The organism is Acinetobacter sp. YH12134, from assembly GCF_013418555.1.
GTDB lineage: Bacteria > Pseudomonadota > Gammaproteobacteria > Pseudomonadales > Moraxellaceae > Acinetobacter > Acinetobacter indicus.
Genome location: NZ_VPBT01000006.1, coordinates 1 through 21,626 on the forward strand (window position 1 = coordinate 1; position 21,626 = coordinate 21,626).

21 protein-coding genes are annotated in these 21,626 nt (G+C 46.7%); 9 read left to right on the top strand and 12 right to left on the bottom strand.

Annotated elements, in window-relative coordinates; genetic code table 11:
• Nucleotides 1-177: 177 nt before the first annotated feature.
• Complete coding sequence (locus tag FTU69_RS05715) at nt 178-375, bottom strand: NF038105 family protein (protein ID WP_163145979.1); 198 nt, start codon at nt 373-375, stop codon at nt 178-180.
• Nucleotides 376-563: 188 nt separating this feature from the next.
• Between FTU69_RS05715 and FTU69_RS05720 the strand changes: the two genes are divergently transcribed.
• From FTU69_RS05720 to FTU69_RS05740, 5 genes are all read left to right on the top strand, one after another.
• Nucleotides 564-1,538 carry a class 1 fructose-bisphosphatase gene (locus FTU69_RS05720; protein ID WP_180103589.1) on the top strand — a complete coding sequence of 325 codons (975 nt, stop codon included), beginning with the start codon at nt 564-566 and terminating at the stop codon, nt 1,536-1,538.
• A 52-nt stretch (nt 1,539-1,590) separates the two neighbouring features.
• A complete protein-coding gene (locus FTU69_RS05725; protein WP_127800507.1) occupies nt 1,591-2,367 on the top strand; it encodes an RNA methyltransferase in 777 nt (258 codons plus the stop codon).
• 159 nt (nt 2,368-2,526) lie between these two features.
• Nucleotides 2,527-3,141: an RNA polymerase sigma factor gene (locus FTU69_RS05730; protein ID WP_005176588.1), complete on the top strand. Its 615-nt coding sequence runs from the start codon at nt 2,527-2,529 to the stop codon at nt 3,139-3,141.
• The gene (locus FTU69_RS05735; protein WP_016660007.1) at nt 3,138-3,458 is read left to right on the top strand and encodes a hypothetical protein; all 321 of its coding nucleotides are present in this window, start codon (nt 3,138-3,140) and stop codon (nt 3,456-3,458) included. The genes FTU69_RS05730 and FTU69_RS05735 overlap by 4 nt, the downstream gene beginning before the upstream one ends.
• Complete coding sequence (locus FTU69_RS05740) at nt 3,448-3,846, top strand: DUF3106 domain-containing protein (protein WP_005176585.1); 399 nt, start codon at nt 3,448-3,450, stop codon at nt 3,844-3,846. The genes FTU69_RS05735 and FTU69_RS05740 overlap by 11 nt, the downstream gene beginning before the upstream one ends.
• Nucleotides 3,847-3,930: 84 nt before the next feature.
• On the opposite strand, the gene FTU69_RS05745 is transcribed toward FTU69_RS05740, so the two are convergent.
• The 4 genes from FTU69_RS05745 to cxpE all read right to left on the bottom strand — a co-directional run bounded on the left by FTU69_RS05745 (nt 3,931) and on the right by cxpE (nt 10,254).
• Nucleotides 3,931-6,363, bottom strand: coding sequence for a CSLREA domain-containing protein (locus tag FTU69_RS05745; protein ID WP_180103590.1), 2,433 nt, complete (start codon nt 6,361-6,363; stop codon nt 3,931-3,933).
• Between the two features lie 15 nt (nt 6,364-6,378).
• Entirely contained in the window at nt 6,379-8,187 is a 1,809-nt protein-coding gene (rbtA, locus tag FTU69_RS05750; RefSeq protein ID WP_180103591.1) for a rhombotarget A, read from the bottom strand.
• A 120-nt stretch (nt 8,188-8,307) separates the two neighbouring features.
• On the bottom strand, nt 8,308-9,012 hold the full coding sequence (gene hda, locus FTU69_RS05755; protein WP_005176580.1) for a DnaA regulatory inactivator Hda: 705 nt from the start codon (nt 9,010-9,012) through the stop codon (nt 8,308-8,310).
• An 18-nt stretch (nt 9,013-9,030) separates the two neighbouring features.
• Nucleotides 9,031-10,254: a chloramphenicol efflux transporter CxpE gene (gene cxpE, locus FTU69_RS05760; RefSeq protein ID WP_005176578.1), complete on the bottom strand. Its 1,224-nt coding sequence runs from the start codon at nt 10,252-10,254 to the stop codon at nt 9,031-9,033.
• A 136-nt stretch (nt 10,255-10,390) separates the two neighbouring features.
• Between cxpE and purM the strand changes: the two genes are divergently transcribed.
• Nucleotides 10,391-11,461 (top strand): phosphoribosylformylglycinamidine cyclo-ligase, encoded by a 1,071-nt coding sequence (purM, locus tag FTU69_RS05765; protein ID WP_005176576.1) that lies wholly within the window; start codon nt 10,391-10,393, stop codon nt 11,459-11,461.
• A gap of 6 nt (nt 11,462-11,467) precedes the next feature.
• Nucleotides 11,468-12,097: a phosphoribosylglycinamide formyltransferase gene (purN, locus tag FTU69_RS05770; RefSeq protein ID WP_016660003.1), complete on the top strand. Its 630-nt coding sequence runs from the start codon at nt 11,468-11,470 to the stop codon at nt 12,095-12,097.
• A gap of 76 nt (nt 12,098-12,173) precedes the next feature.
• Here purN and FTU69_RS05775 read toward each other — a convergent pair whose 3' ends face one another.
• Both FTU69_RS05775 and sppA read right to left on the bottom strand, forming a co-directional pair.
• On the bottom strand, nt 12,174-12,977 hold the full coding sequence (locus FTU69_RS05775) for an alpha/beta fold hydrolase (protein ID WP_005176572.1): 804 nt from the start codon (nt 12,975-12,977) through the stop codon (nt 12,174-12,176).
• Complete coding sequence (gene sppA, locus FTU69_RS05780; RefSeq protein ID WP_045795154.1) at nt 12,974-13,999, bottom strand: signal peptide peptidase SppA; 1,026 nt, start codon at nt 13,997-13,999, stop codon at nt 12,974-12,976. Before sppA ends, FTU69_RS05775 begins: the two co-directional genes overlap by 4 nt.
• 130 nt (nt 14,000-14,129) lie before the next feature.
• Here sppA and FTU69_RS05785 point away from each other — a divergent pair, with 130 nt between their 5' ends.
• The gene (locus FTU69_RS05785; RefSeq protein ID WP_180103592.1) at nt 14,130-15,074 is read left to right on the top strand and encodes a lysophospholipid acyltransferase family protein; all 945 of its coding nucleotides are present in this window, start codon (nt 14,130-14,132) and stop codon (nt 15,072-15,074) included.
• Here the strand turns inward: FTU69_RS05785 and FTU69_RS05790 are convergent.
• The 3 genes from FTU69_RS05790 to FTU69_RS05800 form a co-directional block, all read right to left on the bottom strand.
• On the bottom strand, nt 15,071-17,473 hold the full coding sequence (locus FTU69_RS05790) for a DNA internalization-related competence protein ComEC/Rec2 (RefSeq protein ID WP_180103593.1): 2,403 nt from the start codon (nt 17,471-17,473) through the stop codon (nt 15,071-15,073). The genes FTU69_RS05785 and FTU69_RS05790 overlap by 4 nt on opposite strands.
• An 85-nt stretch (nt 17,474-17,558) precedes the next feature.
• Nucleotides 17,559-18,242: a lipoprotein-releasing ABC transporter ATP-binding protein LolD gene (gene lolD / locus FTU69_RS05795; RefSeq protein WP_005176563.1), complete on the bottom strand. Its 684-nt coding sequence runs from the start codon at nt 18,240-18,242 to the stop codon at nt 17,559-17,561.
• Nucleotides 18,235-19,470: a lipoprotein-releasing ABC transporter permease subunit gene (locus FTU69_RS05800; RefSeq protein WP_180103594.1), complete on the bottom strand. Its 1,236-nt coding sequence runs from the start codon at nt 19,468-19,470 to the stop codon at nt 18,235-18,237. Before FTU69_RS05800 ends, lolD begins: the two co-directional genes overlap by 8 nt.
• Nucleotides 19,471-19,495: 25 nt before the next feature.
• Here FTU69_RS05800 and FTU69_RS05805 point away from each other — a divergent pair, with 25 nt between their 5' ends.
• Nucleotides 19,496-20,062 carry a PilZ domain-containing protein gene (locus FTU69_RS05805; protein WP_005176561.1) on the top strand — a complete coding sequence of 189 codons (567 nt, stop codon included), beginning with the start codon at nt 19,496-19,498 and terminating at the stop codon, nt 20,060-20,062.
• On the opposite strand, the gene FTU69_RS05810 is transcribed toward FTU69_RS05805, so the two are convergent.
• Both FTU69_RS05810 and FTU69_RS05815 read right to left on the bottom strand, forming a co-directional pair.
• Nucleotides 20,050-20,973 carry a DMT family transporter gene (locus tag FTU69_RS05810; RefSeq protein WP_180103595.1) on the bottom strand — a complete coding sequence of 308 codons (924 nt, stop codon included), beginning with the start codon at nt 20,971-20,973 and terminating at the stop codon, nt 20,050-20,052. The two genes, FTU69_RS05805 and FTU69_RS05810, sit on opposite strands and share 13 nt — an antisense overlap.
• 5 nt (nt 20,974-20,978) lie before the next feature.
• The gene (locus tag FTU69_RS05815) at nt 20,979-21,446 is read right to left on the bottom strand and encodes a YaiI/YqxD family protein (RefSeq protein ID WP_075168257.1); all 468 of its coding nucleotides are present in this window, start codon (nt 21,444-21,446) and stop codon (nt 20,979-20,981) included.
• Nucleotides 21,447-21,626 lie beyond the last annotated feature (180 nt).

Consider the following 21,626-nt stretch of genomic DNA (forward strand, 5'->3'; position numbering starts at 1 on the left):
ATGGAGAAATCTGATAGATATGTTTTACCTGAGAGACGGATGAGGAGTTATCCAAGGGTTGTAAAAGGAAAACCTCAAAAATACCCAAGAAAAAGCCAGTCAATCTCTTAACTGACTGGCATTACTCCATCGGGCGCTTTTTTAATACTCAAACACAAGAGCTGAGCCAAATTCTATTTAAGGTGCATTTGCCTGTGCATCTTCTTCATCTTTGGCGGGTTGCATCGACTCAATCATGTCGTGCTTGTTAAATTTCTTGTACTCTGGCTTTGCTTCATACCCCTTCCAGGCTTCTTTAACCTTGTCGGCGCTAATTTCATCTAAACTAATGCCTTCGCTTGGGGTTGGAGTCGCATCAAACTTTAACGTTGTCATATGTGTGCTCCTATATACTGGTTGATTCTGTTCCTTCACATCAACATAGCACTTTCTAGCAGACTTGCAAGGGCAAAATCACGTCAAATAGTTGAGTTTAATTTTTCTTTTAAGCTGTTCTCATCTAAAATATCGGACAAAGCTTTTTTGATCATGCCCGATCGATTCTTATTCGGAGTTTTCCTATTATGTCTTATCGCACCCTGTCCCAATTTCTACAACAACAAAGCGGAAATTTAACCCCTGAACTTGCACAGGTGATTGAGACCATTGCCAACACCTGCAAAACCATTGATCAGGCTTTACAAAAAGGTGCCTTGGCTGGGGTTCTGGGCAGCGCACAAAATGAGAACGTGCAAGGCGAAGAGCAAAAGAAACTCGATGTCATTTCCAATGATTACCTGATTGATGCCTTACAGAAACATCCCAATGTGGGCGGTTTAGCCTCAGAAGAACTGGATGAATTCACTCCGGCACAGGAAAATGGCCAATATTTAGTGCTGTTCGATCCGCTAGATGGTTCAAGCAACATCGACATCAATATGTGTGTCGGCACCATTTTCTCGATTCTTCCGGCAAAAAATGCCGTCACGCAAGCAGCTGATTTCATGCAGGCCGGTGTTCACCAGGTTGCTGCCGGTTATGTACTGTATGGCCCATCAACCATGATGGCCTTAACCGTCGGTGCAGGTGTAGTGTTCTTTACCTTTGACCCGGAAACTCAGGAATTCCTGCTGACTTCGGAAAATATCCAGGTGGCAGCCGACACCAAAGAATATGCAATTAATGCCTCTAACCAGCGTCATTGGGAAACACCCGTTCAACGTTATATTGATGAACTGCTAGCAGGTAAAACCGGTCCACGTGAAAAAGACTTCAATATGCGCTGGGTAGCCTGTATGGTAGGTGATATCCACCGTATTCTATGCCGTAGCGGGATTTTCATGTATCCATACGATCTGAAAGACCCGAAAAAAGCTGGCCGTTTACGTTTAATGTATGAAGCCAACCCGATGAGTATGCTCATGGAACAAGCCGGTGGTGCGTCGACAACAGGTCGTGTACGTATTCTGGAAATTGAACCGACCGATCTGCATCAACGTGTACCAGTGATCATTGGTTCTAAAAACGAAGTTGATCTTGTTACTGGCTACCACGCTTAATTTTTTCTGATTAACACCTGTGGGTCTGTGCTCACAGGTGTGGATGTTCTCCATGCCTATCTTATTTCTCGAATCGAAAGATAATCCTAAAATTAAGCACCTACGTGGCTTGATTGAACAAAACAGCTACCGTAAAAAACAAGGTCAGACTGTGCTTGAAGGTTCGCACCTTTGTCTGGCATGGTTAGAACAAAACCGGAAAATTAACGCGATTTTCACCACCGAAAATGCCCTGAAACATCCTGATCTGAACGATATTCTGGACCAGTATCAGGGTACGGTGTTTGTGATTGGCGAGTCTTTATATAAAGATTTAAGTACCTTGGGCACCACCCTTGCCTGTCTGGCTATTGTCGATTTGCCAAGTTCCAGTCAGGCGCTTGACTATCAGGCCGATACCTTAATCTTGGAAAATGTCCAGGACCCGGGCAATGTCGGCACCCTGCTACGCTCGGCTGCTGCAGCCGGCATCCAGCAAATTGTCTGCACCAAAGGCTCCGCCTCGTTATGGTCACCACGGGTATTACGTGCCGGGATGGGTGCGCATTTTTCTTTGCAGACCTTTGAAAATATCCAGCTCGAGGAGATTCTGGAACAGTTTAAAATTCCGGTCTATGTCACCAGCTCACACCGTTCCACCAGCCTGTATGTCAAAGACTTAAGCCAGCCATGCGTATGGATTCTCGGCAATGAGGGTCAAGGTGTATCGGATTACGCACTAGCACATGCAGAAGCCGTTACCATTCCCCAACCGGGCGGACAGGAATCCTTAAATGTCGCGATTGCCGGTTCAGTCTGTTTTTTTGAAATGGTACGTCAACGACTCTAATACGTTAATTTATATTAAATAGGCTGGCCCTATTAAAAAAATAGATTACACTAGAAAAATAATAACTTGTAATGTCAACCGAACCATTATTTTTAACGTTAATAGTGCCATGAAGTTAAAAATAATGGTGGGTATCCAATGACAGGATTTTCCATCTCTATGGATTTAGCACCCAAAAAGTCTCAACCTGAAAGTTTGAGTACTCTGAAGAGTACGGCTGAACAACGCCTGAAAACTTTTATGCACGAGGTCACCGGGCGCGCCTTAGTGATGATGGAAAGTGCCACTCAGGGACAGCATGGCATCGCGATGGATCTGGTTCAGGAAGCCTTTATTTCCCTGCACAAATCCTATGCCGATAAAAGCACAGATGAGTGGTATCCGCTGTTCTACACCATTTTAAATAACAAATTACAGGACTGGCGACGTAAAGAAGCCCGTCGTGCACAACCCTTTTCATTTTTCCGCAAAGTCAGCCTGGATGACGATGATGTCGAACAAAATGATCTGGTCGATGAACGTGCACTCAATCCTGCTGAGTTTTTGGACCAAGCCATGACTGCTGAAGAAATTCAGGAGGCAATCGCCAAACTTCCGGTACGTCAGCAACAAGCGTTTATGCTGCGGGCCTGGGAAGGGTTCGATACTCAGACCACTGCCCAGATTATGAATTGTTCAGAAGGCAGTGTAAAAACCCATTATCATCGTGCTATTCAGGCTTTACGCCAGACCCTGGCACATATGAATCCATATCTGGGAGGATCATCCGAATGAAACAAGATGATTTCTTAAAACAAGTGACTTCCAAACTTGATGGACTCGCCCACCACCACAAAGACAAAGCTGTGGTGATGAATCATGTTCTGGATCAGATTCAGGACCAGCAGACATCACGCTATGGCCTGTGGAAAATGTCCGGTTTTGCACTTGCGGCTGCCATTGCAGGGTTCGTCATTTTACCAAATTCGGTAGAAATGACCGCACAACCGCAAAATCAGGTGGTGGCTACGCCAAAACTTTCACCGCAAATGATGGAAGATCTAGAAATGTTATTGGTGCTGGGTGAGGATAAAGTTCAACATGGCAGCTAAACGTTTAGCATTCGCCTTCTGTGCGCTGGGCTTTTTACAAACCAGCTTTGCTGGCTTTGAGCGTTTCTGGATTTTCTCCAAAGATGCAGATACAAAAATTGTTGAAAGCTGGGAAACCCTCTCAGATGAAGAACAATTGGCCTTAATCAAACGTTATCAGAATTTAAAAGAACTGCCGTCCGATAAAAGTGCTTCTTTGCAACAGCGTATGGACTGGTTTATTCAGCTACCCGATGCAGAAAAGCAGAAAATGCGTGAAACCTGGCAAAAAATGAGTACCCAGGAACGCAAGGAACTCGGCCAAAGAATGCAGAAGGCCACGCCTGAAGAACGCGTGCTGATTCGTGAAGAATATATCAATAAATATATCACGCCGACAGAATACTAAGCGATTAAGCCACACATCAACCCAGTGCTGGTCCATAAAAAAGCCTCTTATCAGAGGCTTTTTTACATTCACTGGATTTATGATTTATGATTTAAACTGACGGCGTACACGATATACCGCCATGCCCAATAAACCAAATAATCCAGCAAGCCCTAGACTTCCACCACCGCTTCCTTCAGTATTGCTGTTTTTCGCGGTATTGATCAGGCTGATGGTCGCCTCATTGGACAGCTCCTGTTCAGCATCAAATACTGTGTATTTCAGCTCATAATCAAACGGGCTATAGCTGTTACGCACCTGAATCTGCAGGTTTCCGCCATAACAAGTTTCACGCACATAATCCCCTGGACATGGACCACTCCGGTCTGCCGTGACCAGTACACTTGAAGGTACATTGGTTAAACGGATTGGCAATTCAAGTCCATTGCTATCGGTATAAAAGGCCGGTTTATTTTGTCCAGACAGCAGTGTATTGACAGGTCCATCGCCATCATCACTGTCATTTTCCAGCGGATTGACATTAATTTTCAAATCCGAACCATATTCAATGGTGTAGCGGTCGGCTTTGGCAATCGGTTTGATGTTCATGAATTTTGCTTCAAGCAAACCACTCGACTGAACAGTTGGATCCGTCACCGACGTAATGGTATAGGCACAATAGGCAGAATCAATATTCTGGGTCACCTGATCATCGACCCGATAGAACAGAATCCGTTTTACATCGGCATCCCATTCGCATTTCAGGTTTGGATCATGCAGCAGTTTACTGCGGTCAAAGGCCACATCTTCTAAACCACCGCCAATACCATAGACTTCTGTACTGATATTAAAGTGTTCCGGTTTTAGTTCCAGCAACTGTGCCACGCTACCATCGGCATTTGGTTCATCATGCTTGAGGGCTAATGCAAATGGATCGATATAAATAGTCCGATATTTCTGTTTTTCCTTGGAAAATTTAAGCAAATTTTCATAGTTTTGCAGATCTGCCTGATGTTGGGCCAACAGCTCTTTATTTTTCTCTGGTGCCTGAACCAGCGCTTTTAAACGGTCAATCTCCTGCTGATAGCTGTCAAACAAGGTCACATGCGACACGTTTTTCAGATTGACAATATCTGCTGCGGTCATACGCATGAGTTCAACCGAACCAATTTCACAGCTGTTTTTCTGTTCTGGATCTAAAATCAGGGTGCCATCAGTCACACGCTGTAAACCACGCTGATCTGACACTTCACAGCCAAATCCTTCGACATTGACCAGGTCCGCATCATTGTCCAGATTTTTTGGATAATATAACGGCAGGAATAAGTTGTAGGCTGAAGCCGGCTGCATTGGATAGAGCACATCACTTAACTGCTTGCCACTCAGATTCACCGAGCTCATTGAGTTTTCTTCTGTGCTCGCGAGCGTTTCCGGCAGGTCACATACCCCCTGCTCTACACTTTGTGCATTCGGGAAAATTAGCGCATTGCGTGATGAGCTGATATTCGGTTGCCGCTCGGTTAAATTGCCATTATTCAACGCATAACGGCATGATTTTCCGGTATTAAATGCCAGCACATTAAACCTTAACACCTTAATGCCTGAATCATCATAATAGAAGGTGCTGGCGGCCTCATTTTCGACAATGGTATTGTTATTTAAACTGAAGACCGATTGCGTACTGAGGCGGTGTTCCGGGCCATTGGCCAGGTTAAAAATATGCCCCTGCGTTAAGTTCGCTTTATTTTTAGCCACTGTAGTATTGGTTAAAGTCAGACGCGGCTTGCCACAAAAATCAAAGCTACTCAGGCTGTTGCTGTTGCCATTTTGAATGACACTGCTTTGCTGAATGGTGATATTGGCCTGGGTATCTGCTAGATTTGCCGTACAGTCCATCGCCAGCACACTGCCGACACTGGCGCTGTTCCCCTGAATCAGGCTATTCACCACCGTAATTGGCTGTTCCTGATTATGGGCAGCAATATACAGTGCACCACCCCGCGCTGCCTGCGAATCCAGAATTGCGGTATTGGTCAAGGTCAACGGTCCGGCAACCAGTAAAGCCCCGCCCAGCCCATCGCTATAGCCATTTTTAAGGGTCAGATCGTCAAACATGACATTGGCCTGACTGTCGAGCGTATTAACAATACGATGCAACCCCTGGCCGTTAATAATGGTCTGATGTGGTATCAGCGCCGGATAACGGTGGGTGATAGGATCTTTCTTGCTGTAATCAAGCGGTGTCGCCCCCATAATCCGCACATTGGATTGCGGGCGTAATTCAGCATATAACTTGTATTCACCCGCTTGCAGACGGATATAATCTACTGCAATATAGTTGGTATTGCCGACACTACAGCCCCCAAAGGCTTTGTTCTGTTTGGCCGCCACCAAGGCTTCACGTAGCGAACATTTATCCGGGTTTTCACCATTTTCATCGGCAAATGTGGTGACATAAATAGTACGGTCTTCTGCGGCCATTAATGACATGGCACTGACAATCATGACTCCCAAGAGTGCTTTTTTATAATTTTTCATTCCCTTTCCCTGTTTTTATTTTTTACGGCGCCAAGCTGCCAGTAACATCAATATGAGCACGCCATAGCCAGCCACTGCTCCGCCAGATGTTTTAATTTTGTCACTGTCCATGTGGTTTTCAGGTGCCTGAATCACTTGTACACGAATTTCTACATATGGTTTGGTGGTATTAAAACGTGTACTGGTGGTCACCAGTTTAATTTTAAAAACATCTGCGCCATGCCAGGCAGAATCCGGGGTATAAATAATCTTGCCCTGCTCATCAATCGTCAGTTGACCCTTGGAACTGGTCTGGGTCTGCTCAATCTGCACACAACCGGCCTGCCAGGCTTTCCCAGTCGGATTGCTGCTAAACAGACTGTCACAGAACTCGGCTGGTACCAGATCACTATCACCAATTAAATCGCTGACCGACATTTCGGCAATTTCACCGGCCAGAATATCCCGACCAATGAGACCTGAGGCATCAGGTACGGTAATTTCAATTGCACCACGGTCACACAAGGTATTATCCGAAGCTCGGTTCACCCCGCGCTGATCTGCCGAGGCACAAGTAACCTGCTCAGTGGTACCCACTTGTGCATAGCCTTTGTTGACGATTGGAGAGTCAGCCAGAGCTTGGTAATTCAGTAAAATACGTGGGCGAATATAGCCCAGGAACTGCTCTTCTTTAACCTGATACGGGCAGAATAAGGCGTCCTCATCTTCACTCAGCACTTTACAGGCGCCTTCCAGGATATTCCCGCTAAAAATATGGCTACCCTGCCAGATCTGGTTCGGGTAATTGGTATCACCCAGTCCACATTCTTCAGAGACCAGATTGTTTTGCAGCACGCTTTGATCGGCTGCCTCTTTGCTACAGTTAGCAGACTGCGCCGTCACAGGATGTGGATTGGCCAGCAGAATACTGTTGGCAATATAGCCTTTTCCTGCCGGGGCTTCTAAACGTACCCCTGCGCTATTGCCCATTAAAGTGACGTTATTGACCCCGATATTGTCTCTCAGGTTCAGCACATAGCCTTCATTGCGGTTAAAGGTCGTACTGCTGATGGTATTGGCAGCGGCCAGCAGCTTGAGATTTTCGACATCTTCTGTAGGTAACTGGGTGTAGAGGTTGGCAGATGCCAGATCGCTGGTTTTGTTGTCGCTAAACACCGCTGCATAAATCCGGAAGCTTGGCAGTCGGCTATAGATGGCGCCACCCTCGGTGGCATGGTTGTGCTGGATTAAACTGTTTTTAATTTCAATAAAGGCTGGCGCGATATTCTCTCCCTCTTCAGCCAGATTATAGATGGCGCCGCCCTGGTTGGCTCGACCCTGACTCAGCTTGACATAATCCAGCACCAGGTATTCATGGTTCAGAATCAGACCGCCCTGATTGGGACGGCAACTGTCGCTGCCACAGCCTTGCAGGCTGACTTCGCTCAGGTTGACCTGAATACGTTTATCATCGCTGCTTTCAATATGAAAAATACGTTCATTACCAGCCATTTCGATAATGGCATTGTTCAGGCCTTTGATATTGTTTTCTTTCAGGCCGGTGTCATAGGTGGTTTTAATGCTTAAGGGTTGGGTAATTTTTAACTGCTGATTGAGTTTATAAACGGCGTGTTTTTCTAACAGAATGACATTGGAGGAATTTTCGCCACCGCAGCCATTATGACCTTCTTCCGGCAACCCCAAATTAATATACTCGACTGCTTCGCGCAGTGAGCATTCTTTATCATTGGCTTGAATATCTTCAGTGATGGTGACAACAATATTGCTACTATAAGCATGTCCCGCAATAAACAGCATACCAATGCCGATGCTCCGCTTGAGCATAAGCTTACTCCTTAACCTATTTATTCATTTTTATTTTTAAGTTGCAGCTTCCTTGCAACTAAGACTTATTTTGAGTGTAATTTGTCATAGCTAGAGTAATTACTCAAGTTTTTTTGTATTTTACCGATATTCGTCAATTAATGCGTAGATCTGACGCAAATTCGCACCGCTCAGTTTGGTTTTTTCGCCTTTTAGCAGCTGAATCAGTTGTTGCAGGCTTTGTAACAGCATTGAAGTCTGCTGCGGACCATGTAACAGCAAGTAGTCAATAATCTGCTGATCAATCTGAATACCTTTACGTTGCAGCACCGAAGTTACCAAAGCCTGACGGTCGGCAAACAGGCTGCCGGTCGGCACTTTCACACTCACAGCCTGAGTTAAACGGGACTGTAAATCGGGCAATTCCAGTTTCAGTTCAATCGGGGCAAAACGTGATGAAAACACCAATTGCCCGCCCATTTCATTGCTGTAATTGATTAAATGAAATACCGCGCGCTGCCAATGCGGCACGCCGCTAATCGCTTCAATATCATCCAGACAGACCAGATCAAAATGATCTAAAGAGGTAATGGCTTCGGTCGGGGCATCCAGAAGTTCCAGCAAAGAGACTTTAATCGCGGATTTGCCAATTTCCAGATAAGAATCGCAAATCGCCGAAAGCAGATGGCTTTTGCCGGTACCCGCACCGCCATAAACATAAAAACGGTTGACCAGCCCCGCATGCAACTGTCGCACTGCGTCAATTACATGGCCCCAGCCCGGACCAGAAAAATCACTGATTCGGGCATCGAGTTGAGGTTCTATATCAAGCTGCAGTTGACGCATATACAGAATAGGCCTTCGTTAAACATCTTTAGGATCAAGAGGATTCATCTTACTCGATTTTTCAGTCTGTTGCAGTGGCTTTGTCTGATCTTTCTCAAGATCAATATCCACATCCACCTGATCAGTTTCTATGCTGATACTGCCCGTTTGCTGGTCATGATGAATGATAGCCGTCGACTGTCCATACCACTGACTGCGTTCATAGCAATCCCGGGCATGACGTAGCAAGACCACAATTACCGCGGCAACCGGCAAGGCAATTAGCATCCCGAGGAAACCGGCCAGTTGCGCACCAGCCAGTACAGCAAATACCACTGCTACCGGTGACAGTCCAATTTTATCGCCCAGTAAAAACGGTTGCAGCACATAGCCTTCTACCGCCTGACCAATCATAAACACCACCAGCACCAAGAACAGTTGCATCCAGTCGATACCAAACTGCAATAAGGTGGCAATGACCGCAGCAATAATCCCGACCGCAAAACCTAAATATGGGATGATACTGGCCAGACCTGCCACCATCCCGATAATCAGGCCAACGTCCAGACCAATCAGTTGCAGACCGGTGGCATAGACCACACCTAGGAGGATCATCACCAGGAACTGACCTTTGACAAACGCGCCTAATACGTTATGGCATTCATTCACAATATGCAGGGTGCTGCGCTCATACGGACGTGGAATTAAACGGCGCAGACTGTCCAGCATACGGTCCCAGTCGAGCAGAAAATAGAAGGCAATAATTGGAATTAAAACAATGGTCCCGCCAATCTGGATAAAGTTCAGACCGGACTGCGCCACCCGTAAAATCATGGCTTGAATGCTGTCGGCGCTGTAATTGGTCTGCACATAGTCCATGATAATGGTTGACATATGCGTGGTATCAATTTCCATCTCATCCACATTAAAGGTTTCAGAAATCCAAGGCAAAAAGGTGGTATTGATCCAGTTAATTCCGACCGGAATACTGTCGCGGGCAATCATCAGCTGTTTCCAGACCAGCGGAATGATGTACCAGACTGCCACGGTCAGTAGAATCCCGATTCCGACAAAAACGATGCTGATGGATAACCAGCGCGGCACCCCGACCCGATATAACGTATCGACCAGTGGGCTGAACAGATAAGCCACAAGAAAGGCGACAATAAATGGAATAACGACCGGCTTGAGTAAATATAAAATCCAAAAAATTAAAGCTATCCCGGCAAGGATAAAAATGCGACGTAAAGTACGATCTGCCATAGAATCTCGCCTTTTTGCAGTGTAATCGTTATATAAAGTAAAATATTTTAATAAAGATAGCATTTTAGCGCATAAATAACATAAGAGTTTCGTATATTCGGGTTATAATCCCCCGCGCGAATGCGGAGACTTCATTATGAGCAACTCAACTTCTAACCCTACCCCTGGTTTAAGCTATAAAGATGCTGGTGTCGACATCGAAGCCGGTGACGCGTTAGTCGATCGAATTAAATCTGTTGCGAAACGCACCACTCGTCCTGAAGTGATGGGCGGATTAGGCGGCTTTGGCGCACTTTGTAAAATTCCTAAAGGTTATGAAGAACCTGTTCTCGTATCAGGCACAGACGGTGTTGGTACAAAATTACGTTTAGCCCTTAATTTAAACCGTCATGACACTATTGGTCAGGATCTGGTGGCCATGTGTGTGAACGACCTGCTGGTTTGTGGCGCAGAACCACTGTTCTTCCTCGACTACTATGCAACGGGTCACTTAAACGTTGATGTTGCAGCCAATGTAGTTACCGGGATCGGTCAAGGTTGTGAGCTTGCGGGCTGTGCACTGGTTGGCGGTGAAACTGCTGAAATGCCTGGCATGTATGAAGGCGAAGATTATGACCTTGCAGGTTTCTGTGTAGGCGTGGTTGAGCAAAGCAAAATTATTGATGGCTCTAAAGTCAAAGCGGGTGACGTTCTGATTGGTGTTGCGTCTTCAGGTGCACACTCAAACGGCTATTCTCTGCTTCGTAAAATTCTGGACGTGAAAAACGTTGACCTGACTCAAATCGTAGATGGCCGTCCGCTGGCAGATGCAGCGATGGAGCCAACCCGTATTTATGTCAAACCTATTCTTGAATTACTTAAATCTGTTGATGTTCACGCAATGGCGCACATCACCGGTGGCGGTTTACCTGGTAACTTACCACGCGTTCTGCCAAATGGTGCGCAAGCGGTAATTAACGAATCCTCTTGGGAATGGCCAGAACTGTTCAAACTGCTGCAAAAAGAAGGCGGTGTTGAACAATTCGAAATGTACCGTACCTTTAACTGTGGCGTTGGTATGGTATTGGCAGTGGATGCAGCGGATGCTGACAAAACTGTTGAATTGCTGAACCAGTTGGGCGAAAAAGCTTGGGCAATGGGTCACATTGTTGACAATGCAGAATCTGTTGAAGGTGCTGACGAAAAAATCCGTGTGATTTTTGCGTAATTGTCTATGTTGAAAATTGCTGTACTTGTTTCAGGCAGTGGATCGAACTTACAGGCCCTGATTGATGCCCGTCTTTCGGGACAAATTGTCGGGGTCATTTCCAACAAACCTGGAGCCTATGCGCTGGAACGTGCCCAAAAAGCCGGTATTGCCACTGCGGTAATTGAACACAAGCAATACCCAGACCGTGAAAGTTTTGATGATGTGATGCATCAACAGCTTTTAGACTGGGAGGTTGATCTGGTGGTGCTGGCAGGCTTTATGCGCATTTTAAGCGCCAAGTTTGTTAAAGCCTGGGAAGGGAAAATGCTGAACATTCACCCTTCTCTGCTGCCGCATTACAAAGGCATGCATACTCATCAACGGGTGTTAAACACGGGTGATGTCTATCATGGCTGTACGGTACATTATGTGACTGCCGAGCTGGATGCCGGTCAGGCGCTGGCCCAAGGGGTACTTACTGTATCGCATCAGGACAGCGTGGAAAGCTTGGCCAATCGTGTGCATGTGCTGGAACATCTGATTTATCCGCAAGTGGTGGAATGGATTTGTAGTGGTACGCTGCAGCACACACCAAACGCGGTGCTGTATCGTGGTCAGGTGTTAGCGCAACCGCTACAGTTCTGTCAGCGCTAAAATAAAAAGTAATATCTATAAAAAAACGCATCCTCGGATGCGTTTTTTTATGACCTAATTTTTCCCAAAAGTAATCTTAAGGTGCCTGATCCTGTAATAAGGATTTAATCATCTGTGCCACTTGCTCAGGCTGTTCCAGTGGGAACATATGACCGCCCGGCGCAACATGAAAAGGAATCCCGAATTTCTTCTCAATTTGCTGTGGAAACTTGCGGGCCAGAAACGGACCTTTCTCGGCCACCACCAGTTGTGCCGGTACTTTCAATTTGGCCTGTGGCAACCACCATAAAGATGGATTGGTACGGAAAATCTGTACTTCATCCATTTTAGGAATGGTAAGCGTCACCCCACCACGTACAGGATCTTCTGTCAGTGCATGGTCGATATAAGCCTGAAAACAGTCCGGATCAAAATCTTGATAAAAGCCTTTGGGTCTGAGCAGCTCGGCCGCCTGCTGACGTGACTCCCAATGATCACGGCGGCGTTTAGACAATCCCGCCGGTGACATTTTATCGAGGGCTTTCAGCTTCAACAGTTTCGCTACATGCATCACTAAGGCTTCTTTACCCATGATCATTGGCGGATCCAGCATGATCAGCTGGGAAAACAGTTCCGGGCGTTGCTGCGCGGCCTGAAAGCTCAGCACCGAACCAAGTGAATGACCCAGTGCAATCACCTTGCGGCCTTGTGCCTGCCGCACAATACTGTCAATCACCTGCTGGGTCAGACTGTTCCAGTGATTATCGATTGGATAACGTTTATCTGGCCCGAGCAAAGGCACATCAATCACGTCATAATCATCTTGCAGATGCTGAAATAGTTTTTGATAGACCCGTGACGGTACGCCATTGGCGTGAGCAAAATGGATTAATGGTTTCATTGTAATTTGGTACTTTGTTCAGATTGAATCTGCTGCGATACAGCGCTGGCCATCCCCTGACCTACCGCAGTGCCCATACGACCCAGCATCGAATCTAGCGGATTATATTCAATGGTATAGTTGACGGTTTTGTCGACTTTTAATTCACGTTTTAAAGTATTCATACTGCCCAGACGGTCAATAATCCCCAGTTTCAACGCCTGATCGCCGGTCCAGAATAAACCCGAGAACAAGGTCGGATCATTGGCTTTTAACTTGTTGCCACGGCCCTGTTTGACTGCGCTAATGAAATGCGCATGCACATTATCTAGTACACCCTGAACATGGGCTTTTTGCGCTGGATCCACCGGTTGTGTCATCGACAGCAGCGCCTTATTTTCACCGGAGGTCATGGTGCGATCTTCGACACCCAGCTTTTGCATTAAGCCACTAACGCCATAGTTCGGCATAATCACTCCAATCGAACCAACTAGACTGGATGGATTGGCAATAATTTCATCGGCGGCTGAAGCAATATAATAAGCCCCTGAAGCACCGGTATCGCCAATCACCGCATACAGTTTTTTATCCTGATGCTGCTGTTTTAAATACTGGATTTCCTGCCAGATTTCATCGGACTGAACCGGTGATCCGCCCGGTGAATTAATATTTAGCACTACCGCCTTACTGCCGGTTGCTTCATAGGCTTTACGCAGTGATTTAATGGTATTTTCACTATTGACGCTCTGTTTATCGGCTGCGATGGTGCCCACAATATCGACCACAGCAATATGCGAACTGCTGGTCACGGCCGTAGCGGAATTATTGCTACAGCCTTTACCCATAATCACCAGCAGAATAAAAATATAGGCAAAGGTCAGGAACTTAAAGAAAATTCCCCAGCGTCTGGCGCGGCGCTGTTCTTCAACAGAGGCTAAAACCGCTTTTTCCAGTAACTTCCATTCGTTTCCTGTCGGTTGTTGTGCTGTGGGTGGATGGCTATTCTTGATTTCATTTTCTGGTTTAGGCGGCCAATCGGACATAAAAACAATCCAAAACTCGAGTTAATTTTACTCCATTATATACGCCGAAAAACTGATTGCTGTCTAAATTGAATATTTTCCCCTATAATATTTTCATTTTTAACCTTTTCTTTAGATTTCACTATACTGAATGACTGATAAACTCGCCCCAACGACTATCTCTCGTTTACTTCATTTTGTCAGTCGACAGCCTCTCAGCCTTTCCCGCTGGGCGGCCCACGTATTGGCGGCATTTTTGAATGTCTTTCAGCTCAGCAAGACCTCTCAGGTGATTCGCCTCAATTTAAATATTGCCTTGCCGCATTTAGATGCGACCCAGCGTGAACAGCTGGCGCGTCAGGCCATTCGCAATGAACTCACCTCTTATTTTGAGTTTTTTAATATCTGGGGTGCAGAAAACCACAAGAATATTTCCCGCATTCATCAGGTGCATGGCGAACAGCTGTTACATGAGGCACTGGCTGCGCAAAAAGGCGTGGTGCTGATTGTGCCGCATTTTGGCACCTGGGAAATCATGAATGCCTGGGTGGCGCAGCATACTGAAATGACCATCATGTATAAACCGGTAAAAAATCCATCGGCTGATGAGTTTGTCCGTAATGCTCGCAGCCGTGAACAGGCCAATCTGGTGCCGACCAATGACAGCGGTATTCGTCAGATTTTTAAGGCACTAAAACAAGGTGGAACCACCGTGATTCTGCCGGACCACACCCCGCATTTGGGGGGTGAAATGATTCACTATTTTGGCCTGCCACTTGAATCCAGCAACCTGAGCGCCAAGCTGATTCAGAAAACCAAAGCCGCCGCCCTGTTCTTATATGCACTGCGCAATGAACAGCAAGGTTTTGATATTTTCATTGAGGCCATGGACGCACAGCTCTACGACTGTTCTGCCAATGAAGGCACTGCAATGATTCACCAGAAAATTGAACAGCTGATTGCCCGGCATCCGGAACATTATCACTGGAGTTATAAACGCTTTAAGGCACATCCAGCCTTAAGACGAATTTATGATATTCCGGCAGATGAAGCCTTGGCGTTAATTCAAAATACCAAACAGGCCAATTCCGCTTAATCGCGCCGCAGCCAAACCCGCGTATGCCGGTACGGTAGCACCTCATTCTCAGTGGGATAAAACTGGATGCTGCCCTGCTGCGCTGTCTGCCATAACGGAATTTTTAAGGCGTTCAGTCGGGCTTGTACCTGCGTGCTCGGATGCCCATAACGGTTATTCAGCCCCGCCGATGCAATTGCCAGTTTAGGCTCCAGCTGTTTTAAAAACTGGTAAGATGAACTGTGCCGGCTACCATGATGGCCGAGCACCAGCACATCCACTTTTAAATCCGGATAATCCTGTAATAACTGATATTCAGTCGGCCAGCCTGCATCGCCCATCAATAAAAAGCGTGAGTAAGGCTGAGCTTGTGCAAACTCAACCAGCAGCACACAGGAGCTTTCATTTTTCTGCTGTTCTACAGGATTTAACTGTTCCGGTTTCGGAGAGAGTACCTGAATCTGGATGCCCGGCTGCCACTGCCATTGCTGTCCTTGCTGGCAATAGTCAAAATGGCTATGAGGATTTACTTCAAGCTGAGCATTGGCATAGACCTGTTGCACCTGTAACTGTGGCTTTAAGGTCTGATAAGCACCGCTATGATCCTGATCCAGATGGGTCAACCATAAATAATCTAACTGCTGCACGCCTTTGACACTTAAAAAGGGCTGGATAATCTGCCGGCCGATACTCCATTTCTGTTCATCATAATGACCGCCCATATCAATCATCATGCTGTGTTCACGATAGCGTAAAAAGATTGCCTGCCCCTGCCCAACATCCAGCACAGTAAGTTCCACCTGCCGAGAAAACTGATCCTGAAACAGCAAAGGCAACAAGCACAGCGCTGACCAGGCTTTAGGCACTAGACCTGCGGGAAGAAATAAAATCATCAGTCCCAGCACCAGACTCAGCAGCATCGGTGGGCTCAGCGCAACCGGAATCAGTTGCGGCACAAACAGCAAATCCAGCAACTGCAAACAACCCAATAACAGACTTAGCGCCAAGTCATTGAGCTGAAACAGCAACTGGCTCAGCGGTTCCGCCAGATAAAAACTTAAACCGGCCAGAATATCCAGTGGTACAGTCACCAGACCGATCCAGGGAATGGCCAATAGATTACTCAGCGGCGCAATCCAGGCAATCTGCTTGAAGAAGATGATCATCAGCGGAAACAGCGCAATAAAAATTTTCCATTGCGATTCAAATAACAGCCGGAAGCCCTGCCACAATTTCTGCATCAACGTCTGCTGCGGATGCACCGGTTGTTGCCGGAGGGTCTGGTAAATCCTTAACAGCACAAAGCAGGCGCCATAAGACAGCCAGAATGCCGCCGACAGCACACTCAACGGATCAAGCAGCAGCAATAACGAAGCACTACCAATCAACAAAGACAGCGGCTGTATCGGCTGCTTTAGCAACAGGCAGGCGCCTGCCACCAGACAAATCAGTAAAGTCCTGAGCGCAGGAATTTCAAACCCAACATAGGCACAATATACAAATACACAGCCCATAAACGGCAGCAACAGCAGATAACTGCGGGGCTGTCGCGCATATAATTCGGGCCAATAGCGAGTGACCAGGCGCTGCAGCACAAAACACAGCATGGCGGCAAAAATCAGCACATGCGGCCCGGAAATCGCCAGCAAATGACTCATCCCGAAACGCTGAAACTGCTGCTCGGTGGCTTCATCGAGTAAACTTTTATCGCCAGTCAGCAGTGCCAGTATTAAGCCGGGATGCTGCAATGCCTGCTGCTGGATAAAGTCACGAATCTGTAAACGCTGTGTTTCGATCCACAATTTAAATTGCGGCCAGAGTTGCTGATGCTGTCTTAAATGTGCCCCAAATCCCAGCCGATACAGTTCCGATTCAGTCAGTTCCACAATCGACTGGACCTGAAAGCCGCTCATGATATTTTGCTGGAGATACCACTGCTCTACATCAAACGCACCCGGAACGGCAAAACTGTGCGCCGGCAAGGTCTGCCCCTGTAAACGGTAATAACGCCCCAGCTGTAGTTCCTGTTCAGCCGGCAGCAAGGCCAGCCATTGCACCGGCTGGCTATGCCGGTTCAGCACCTGAACCGGTTGCCGGAGCTGGCTGCTACCCAGCTGATTGATTTGCTGGACATAGACCACCACCTCTGCCGGCTGGCGGGTCAGTTCACGAAATATCAACCGCTCTTGCAACTGGTTTTGGGCAAAATTCAGCCCCAACAAAAATGTAATGACAAATGCCACACAGGTATTAATCAATTGGATGCCCAGATGGGACCAATGTAAAGCAGCTATTTGCTGTAAAAGCAGGATAATCAGTAACAGGCCTGACAACCAGAGCGGGAAATCCAGCATCGGCCATAGCGTTTTGCCCATACAGGCAATACCTACAATCCAGCCGGCACCCATGATTTTGAACATGTCGTTTTCTGTCTTATTTTTATTTTGAGCAAGCATAAAGCCCACCGGAGTGGGCTTCAAGGGTCATTGATCTGATAATCGGGTTTTAGTCGGGTACCCAGATGCCATCCTGCATATGCAAAATGGTATCGGCCGATTTGGCCAGCTCTTCATCATGGGTCACAATTAGCATGGCCATATTAAACTCACGGCGCAGCTCGCGTAACAGCTCAAAAATCTTGATGGCGGTTTTACGGTCCAGGTTCCCGGTCGGTTCATCAGCCAGCATGACTGCCGGCTTGGTGACAATGGCACGCGCCAAGGCCACACGCTGACGTTCACCACCCGACAGTTCACCCGGTTTATGGGTCAATCGATGCGATAAGCCCACCCGATCCAGCAGATATTCGGCCTGCTGTTTGACTTCTTTAAAGTTGCTTTCCTTACGCAGCATCAAGGGCATTGCCACATTTTCCAGCGCACTAAATTCAGGTAGCAAATGGTGGAACTGATAAACAAAGCCCAGATATTGGTTACGCAAATAACCACGCTCAGCTTCGCCTAAATTGTCAAAGCGCTGGCCATTTAAATAAACCTCGCCCTGACTTGGACGATCAAGCCCGCCAAGGACGTGCAGCAAGGTACTTTTACCTGAACCACTGGCGCCGACAATCGACACAAATTGTCCCTGTTCGATTTTTAAATCGAGGCCGCGCAGTACATCTACTGTGGTTTTGCCGTCAGTAAAATGTTTAGTGACCTGTTTGGCTTCTAGTACAGTTTTATTCATAACGAAGCGCCTCTGCAGGTTGAATTTTCGCCGCGCGTAACGCCGGATAAATTGTGGCCAGGAAACTTAAAATTAAAGACAGGCTGACAATGACTACCACATCCTGCCATCTTAAATGTGATGGTAAGTAGTTAATGAAATAGGCATCAAACAGATTCAAGCCCAAAACATTATTCAGCCAGGCAATAAAACCACTGATGCTGGAGGCAAAAATAATTCCAAGAATCGCGCCGGAGACTGTCCCGATCACGCCAATCACGGTCCCTTGCACCATAAAGATTCGGGTAATCGTGCCCGGAGATGCACCTAAGGTCCGTAAAATTGCGATATCGGCTTTTTTGTCAGTCACCACCATCACCAGAGATGAGACAATATTAAAGGCTGCGACCAGAACGATTAAGAACAGTAACAGGCTGACCATGGCCTTTTCCATCTGAATCGCACTGAACAGGTTACCATGGGTATAGGTCCAGTCTGAAGCATAGAAATTGGCTGGCAGTTCACTCACAATGTCGTTGGCAACGGTAGGTGCGGCAAAAATATCGTCCAGCCTCATGCGTACGCCTTGTGCGCCATCCGGCAGACGTAACAGGGTCGAAGCATCATTCAGGGCGATATAGCCCATCATCGAATCAACTTCGGCACCAATGCTGAAAATCCCCACAATGGTAAAACGTTTAAAACGTGGCACCACACCGGCCGGTGATGGCGTTGCTTCAGGCAAGACCAAAGTAATACTGTCATTTAAACTGAGGCCCAAGGCATCGGTCATTTGCTTGCCCAGCACAATCCCAAACTCGCCTTTTTTCAGGTTATCAATGCTGCCTTCCACCATATGCTGATGAATAATCGAAACTTTCTTCTCATATTCCGGCTCGATACCGGTCACCATAATGCCGGAAACCTGACCGTGTGCGGTCAACATCCCCTGTAATTGGGTAAACGGTGCAGCACCTGTAACATGCTCATGTTGCTCAACTTTTTTTGCAAGTTCAGGCCAATCTGTTAAAATCTGGGTAGATGAAACAGTCGCTTGCGGAATCATCCCCAAGACCCGGTTCTTCAATTCACGGTCAAATCCGTTCATCACAGATAACACTGTAATCAGAACAGCAACACCTAAAGTGAGACCGATCATTGAAACCAGAGCAATAAAAGAAATAAAGTGATTACTGCGCCGAGCGCGCGTATATCTCAACCCTATATATAGCGAGATTGGTTTAAACATACCATCTAGTCCGAGGTAATACATTATGGAAAATTTACAGCATCAAAACGCTCAAAATGAACGTCGCGTGATGTCACGTATCGATGCTGCGTTGAGAATCAACTATCAGCTTATTTCTGATCAAGTTGCTCTTAATGATCCTTACGATCCTAATTTTATGTTGCCGCGTTATTTTCTACTACTCGCTGAATTAGATCAATTTGATCATGCGCTTAACTACGAATTAGAACAATTATCTGAAAAAGATCAACAAATTGCTCGAATCTTATCCTTATTCAACCAAAAATTAAACCTGATTACCGGTTCTTTATACGATGCAATTGTACAAAGCATGTTACCTGTACCAGAACAGGTCAACTTTTCCGAAAGCGGTTTAAGCTTCTACAGTGAGCGTGAAATTGCCGATGGCAGCTATATTCACGTGACCTTAAGTCATCCGGAAAATTTCTTTCATATTGCTGCAACTGCCCAGGTGGTCTATAGCAATGCCGAAGATAATGGCCGCTATCGTACCGGGGCCTATTTTATTACTTTACACCCGCAAGACCGCAGCAAACTGGCCGAAGTCATCCAGCAGTGTCAATCTAAATAAGTTTCAGGATGTGCCTGTTTACGTGCCAACGCCCGGCTTGCACGTAAATCATGGAAGAAATATAAGAACAAGCCAAACAATAAGACCAAAGCTCCGATCAGCACTGTCAAGCTCAGGGCTTCCTGATTCAGAAATGCACCAATTAGCAGGGCCAGCATTGGGGTCATGACAGTGGTCAGTGACAATGTGGTCGCCTGAATATTCTGTACCAGCTTAAAATAACAGAACATGGCAATCAGTGAAGCCATCACCACCGTATACAGCAAAGAGAATAAAGCCTTGGTTTCCGGAATTTCAGTCGGTGCATAAGGCCAGATTATTGGCAACATCAAAATTGCCATCAAGGTTGAAATCAGGATTGAACCAGTGGCCTGTGCCACAGGTTCCACCTTGGCATTCACTTTTTTGACCCAGAAAATGGACATGGCATAAATCAGCACGCTCAGCAGCATCAGACCAATCCCGACCGGCTGTACATGCTGGTTTTCTCCGCCCAGACAGATAATACCCAGTCCCAGCACTGCAACCAGCATCCCGAACCATTGCAGTTTTTTCAGACGCTGCTGAAAGGCAAAACGCCCGATCAGGCCGGCAATAATCGGTGCCAGACCAAACATCAGTGCAATCATGCCCGAGCTTAAATAGCTGGTGGCCAGATAGGTAAAAATCTGGGAACCAAACAGGCTGCAGGAACCCGCCACATAACTGTGCAATGCCGTCTGATCAACCGGAAAACGCACTTTGAGCAGCAGTAAAAAGATAAAGGCCAGCGGCAAGGCAATAAAAAAACGTAAAGCCAGCGCCCACAGCATATGCAGATCCGACACACTCCAGACAATCGCCAGCGGTGTCGAGGCCCAGATAAACACCAGCAGCATATAAGTCAGGACAATATTATTTTTTGAGGGCATGTAATTCAGCCGGTTTTACGTTTTTGTTTTTGAATGGTCTGATCCAGACTGCTGGAAAATTCGCGTTTATCGCGTTCGGAAATTGGTGGTGGCCCACCGGTCTGTACGCCAGCGCCGCGTAGAGTATCCATAAAATCACGTAAATGCAGCCGCGCTTTAACATTGGCGGTGGTATAGATTTCACCACGCGGATGAATTGCAATACCACCCTTTTCAATCACCTGCGCTGCCAGTGGAATATCTTGAGTCACCACAATATCGTTGGCATGCATCCGCTCAACAATTTCCTGATCGGCCGCATCCGCCCCACTCATGACCTGCAAGGATTTAATTCGCACCGATGGGGTAATGCCCACATTCTGATTGGCCACAAAAATTACTTCGAGCTGATAGCGATCAGAAGCCCGGATAATCACATCTTTTAAAATTCTTGGTAAGGCATCGGCATCCACCCACAGCTTAAATGGCAGCACTTTCAATTCCGGCAATTTTGATGTCCCTAGTGTAGCAAAATTCACTCAACGCCGCGGCGGGAAATACAGGCTTTTTCACCAAGATGCTGCTAGAGTAATAACACGCTGGATCAGCTGATTGTGCTTAAGCAGCTTAAGCTCATCTTTTGACTTTTCTCATCATTTCGGGCATTTTCAAAG

What these genes read in the sequence shown, in the direction of transcription:
- FTU69_RS05800 (WP_180103594.1), bottom strand. Translation starts at nt 19,470, where the DNA reads ATGTTTAAACCAATCTCGCTATATATAGGGTTGAGATATACGCGCGCT.
- FTU69_RS05735 (WP_016660007.1), top strand. Translation starts at nt 3,138, where the DNA reads ATGAAACAAGATGATTTCTTAAAACAAGTGACTTCCAAACTTGATGGA.
- FTU69_RS05810 (WP_180103595.1), bottom strand. Translation starts at nt 20,973, where the DNA reads ATGCCCTCAAAAAATAATATTGTCCTGACTTATATGCTGCTGGTGTTT.
- hda (WP_005176580.1), bottom strand. Translation starts at nt 9,012, where the DNA reads ATGCGTCAACTGCAGCTTGATATAGAACCTCAACTCGATGCCCGAATC.
- FTU69_RS05720 (WP_180103589.1), top strand. Translation starts at nt 564, where the DNA reads ATGTCTTATCGCACCCTGTCCCAATTTCTACAACAACAAAGCGGAAAT.
- FTU69_RS05715 (WP_163145979.1), bottom strand. Translation starts at nt 375, where the DNA reads ATGACAACGTTAAAGTTTGATGCGACTCCAACCCCAAGCGAAGGCATT.
- FTU69_RS05805 (WP_005176561.1), top strand. Translation starts at nt 19,496, where the DNA reads ATGGAAAATTTACAGCATCAAAACGCTCAAAATGAACGTCGCGTGATG.
- FTU69_RS05790 (WP_180103593.1), bottom strand. Translation starts at nt 17,473, where the DNA reads ATGTTCAAAATCATGGGTGCCGGCTGGATTGTAGGTATTGCCTGTATG.
- FTU69_RS05730 (WP_005176588.1), top strand. Translation starts at nt 2,527, where the DNA reads ATGGATTTAGCACCCAAAAAGTCTCAACCTGAAAGTTTGAGTACTCTG.
- FTU69_RS05785 (WP_180103592.1), top strand. Translation starts at nt 14,130, where the DNA reads ATGACTGATAAACTCGCCCCAACGACTATCTCTCGTTTACTTCATTTT.
- FTU69_RS05740 (WP_005176585.1), top strand. Translation starts at nt 3,448, where the DNA reads ATGGCAGCTAAACGTTTAGCATTCGCCTTCTGTGCGCTGGGCTTTTTA.
- lolD (WP_005176563.1), bottom strand. Translation starts at nt 18,242, where the DNA reads ATGAATAAAACTGTACTAGAAGCCAAACAGGTCACTAAACATTTTACT.
- purM (WP_005176576.1), top strand. Translation starts at nt 10,391, where the DNA reads ATGAGCAACTCAACTTCTAACCCTACCCCTGGTTTAAGCTATAAAGAT.
- cxpE (WP_005176578.1), bottom strand. Translation starts at nt 10,254, where the DNA reads ATGGCAGATCGTACTTTACGTCGCATTTTTATCCTTGCCGGGATAGCT.
- FTU69_RS05775 (WP_005176572.1), bottom strand. Translation starts at nt 12,977, where the DNA reads ATGAAACCATTAATCCATTTTGCTCACGCCAATGGCGTACCGTCACGG.
- rbtA (WP_180103591.1), bottom strand. Translation starts at nt 8,187, where the DNA reads ATGCTCAAGCGGAGCATCGGCATTGGTATGCTGTTTATTGCGGGACAT.
- FTU69_RS05725 (WP_127800507.1), top strand. Translation starts at nt 1,591, where the DNA reads ATGCCTATCTTATTTCTCGAATCGAAAGATAATCCTAAAATTAAGCAC.
- sppA (WP_045795154.1), bottom strand. Translation starts at nt 13,999, where the DNA reads ATGTCCGATTGGCCGCCTAAACCAGAAAATGAAATCAAGAATAGCCAT.
- FTU69_RS05745 (WP_180103590.1), bottom strand. Translation starts at nt 6,363, where the DNA reads ATGAAAAATTATAAAAAAGCACTCTTGGGAGTCATGATTGTCAGTGCC.
- purN (WP_016660003.1), top strand. Translation starts at nt 11,468, where the DNA reads ATGTTGAAAATTGCTGTACTTGTTTCAGGCAGTGGATCGAACTTACAG.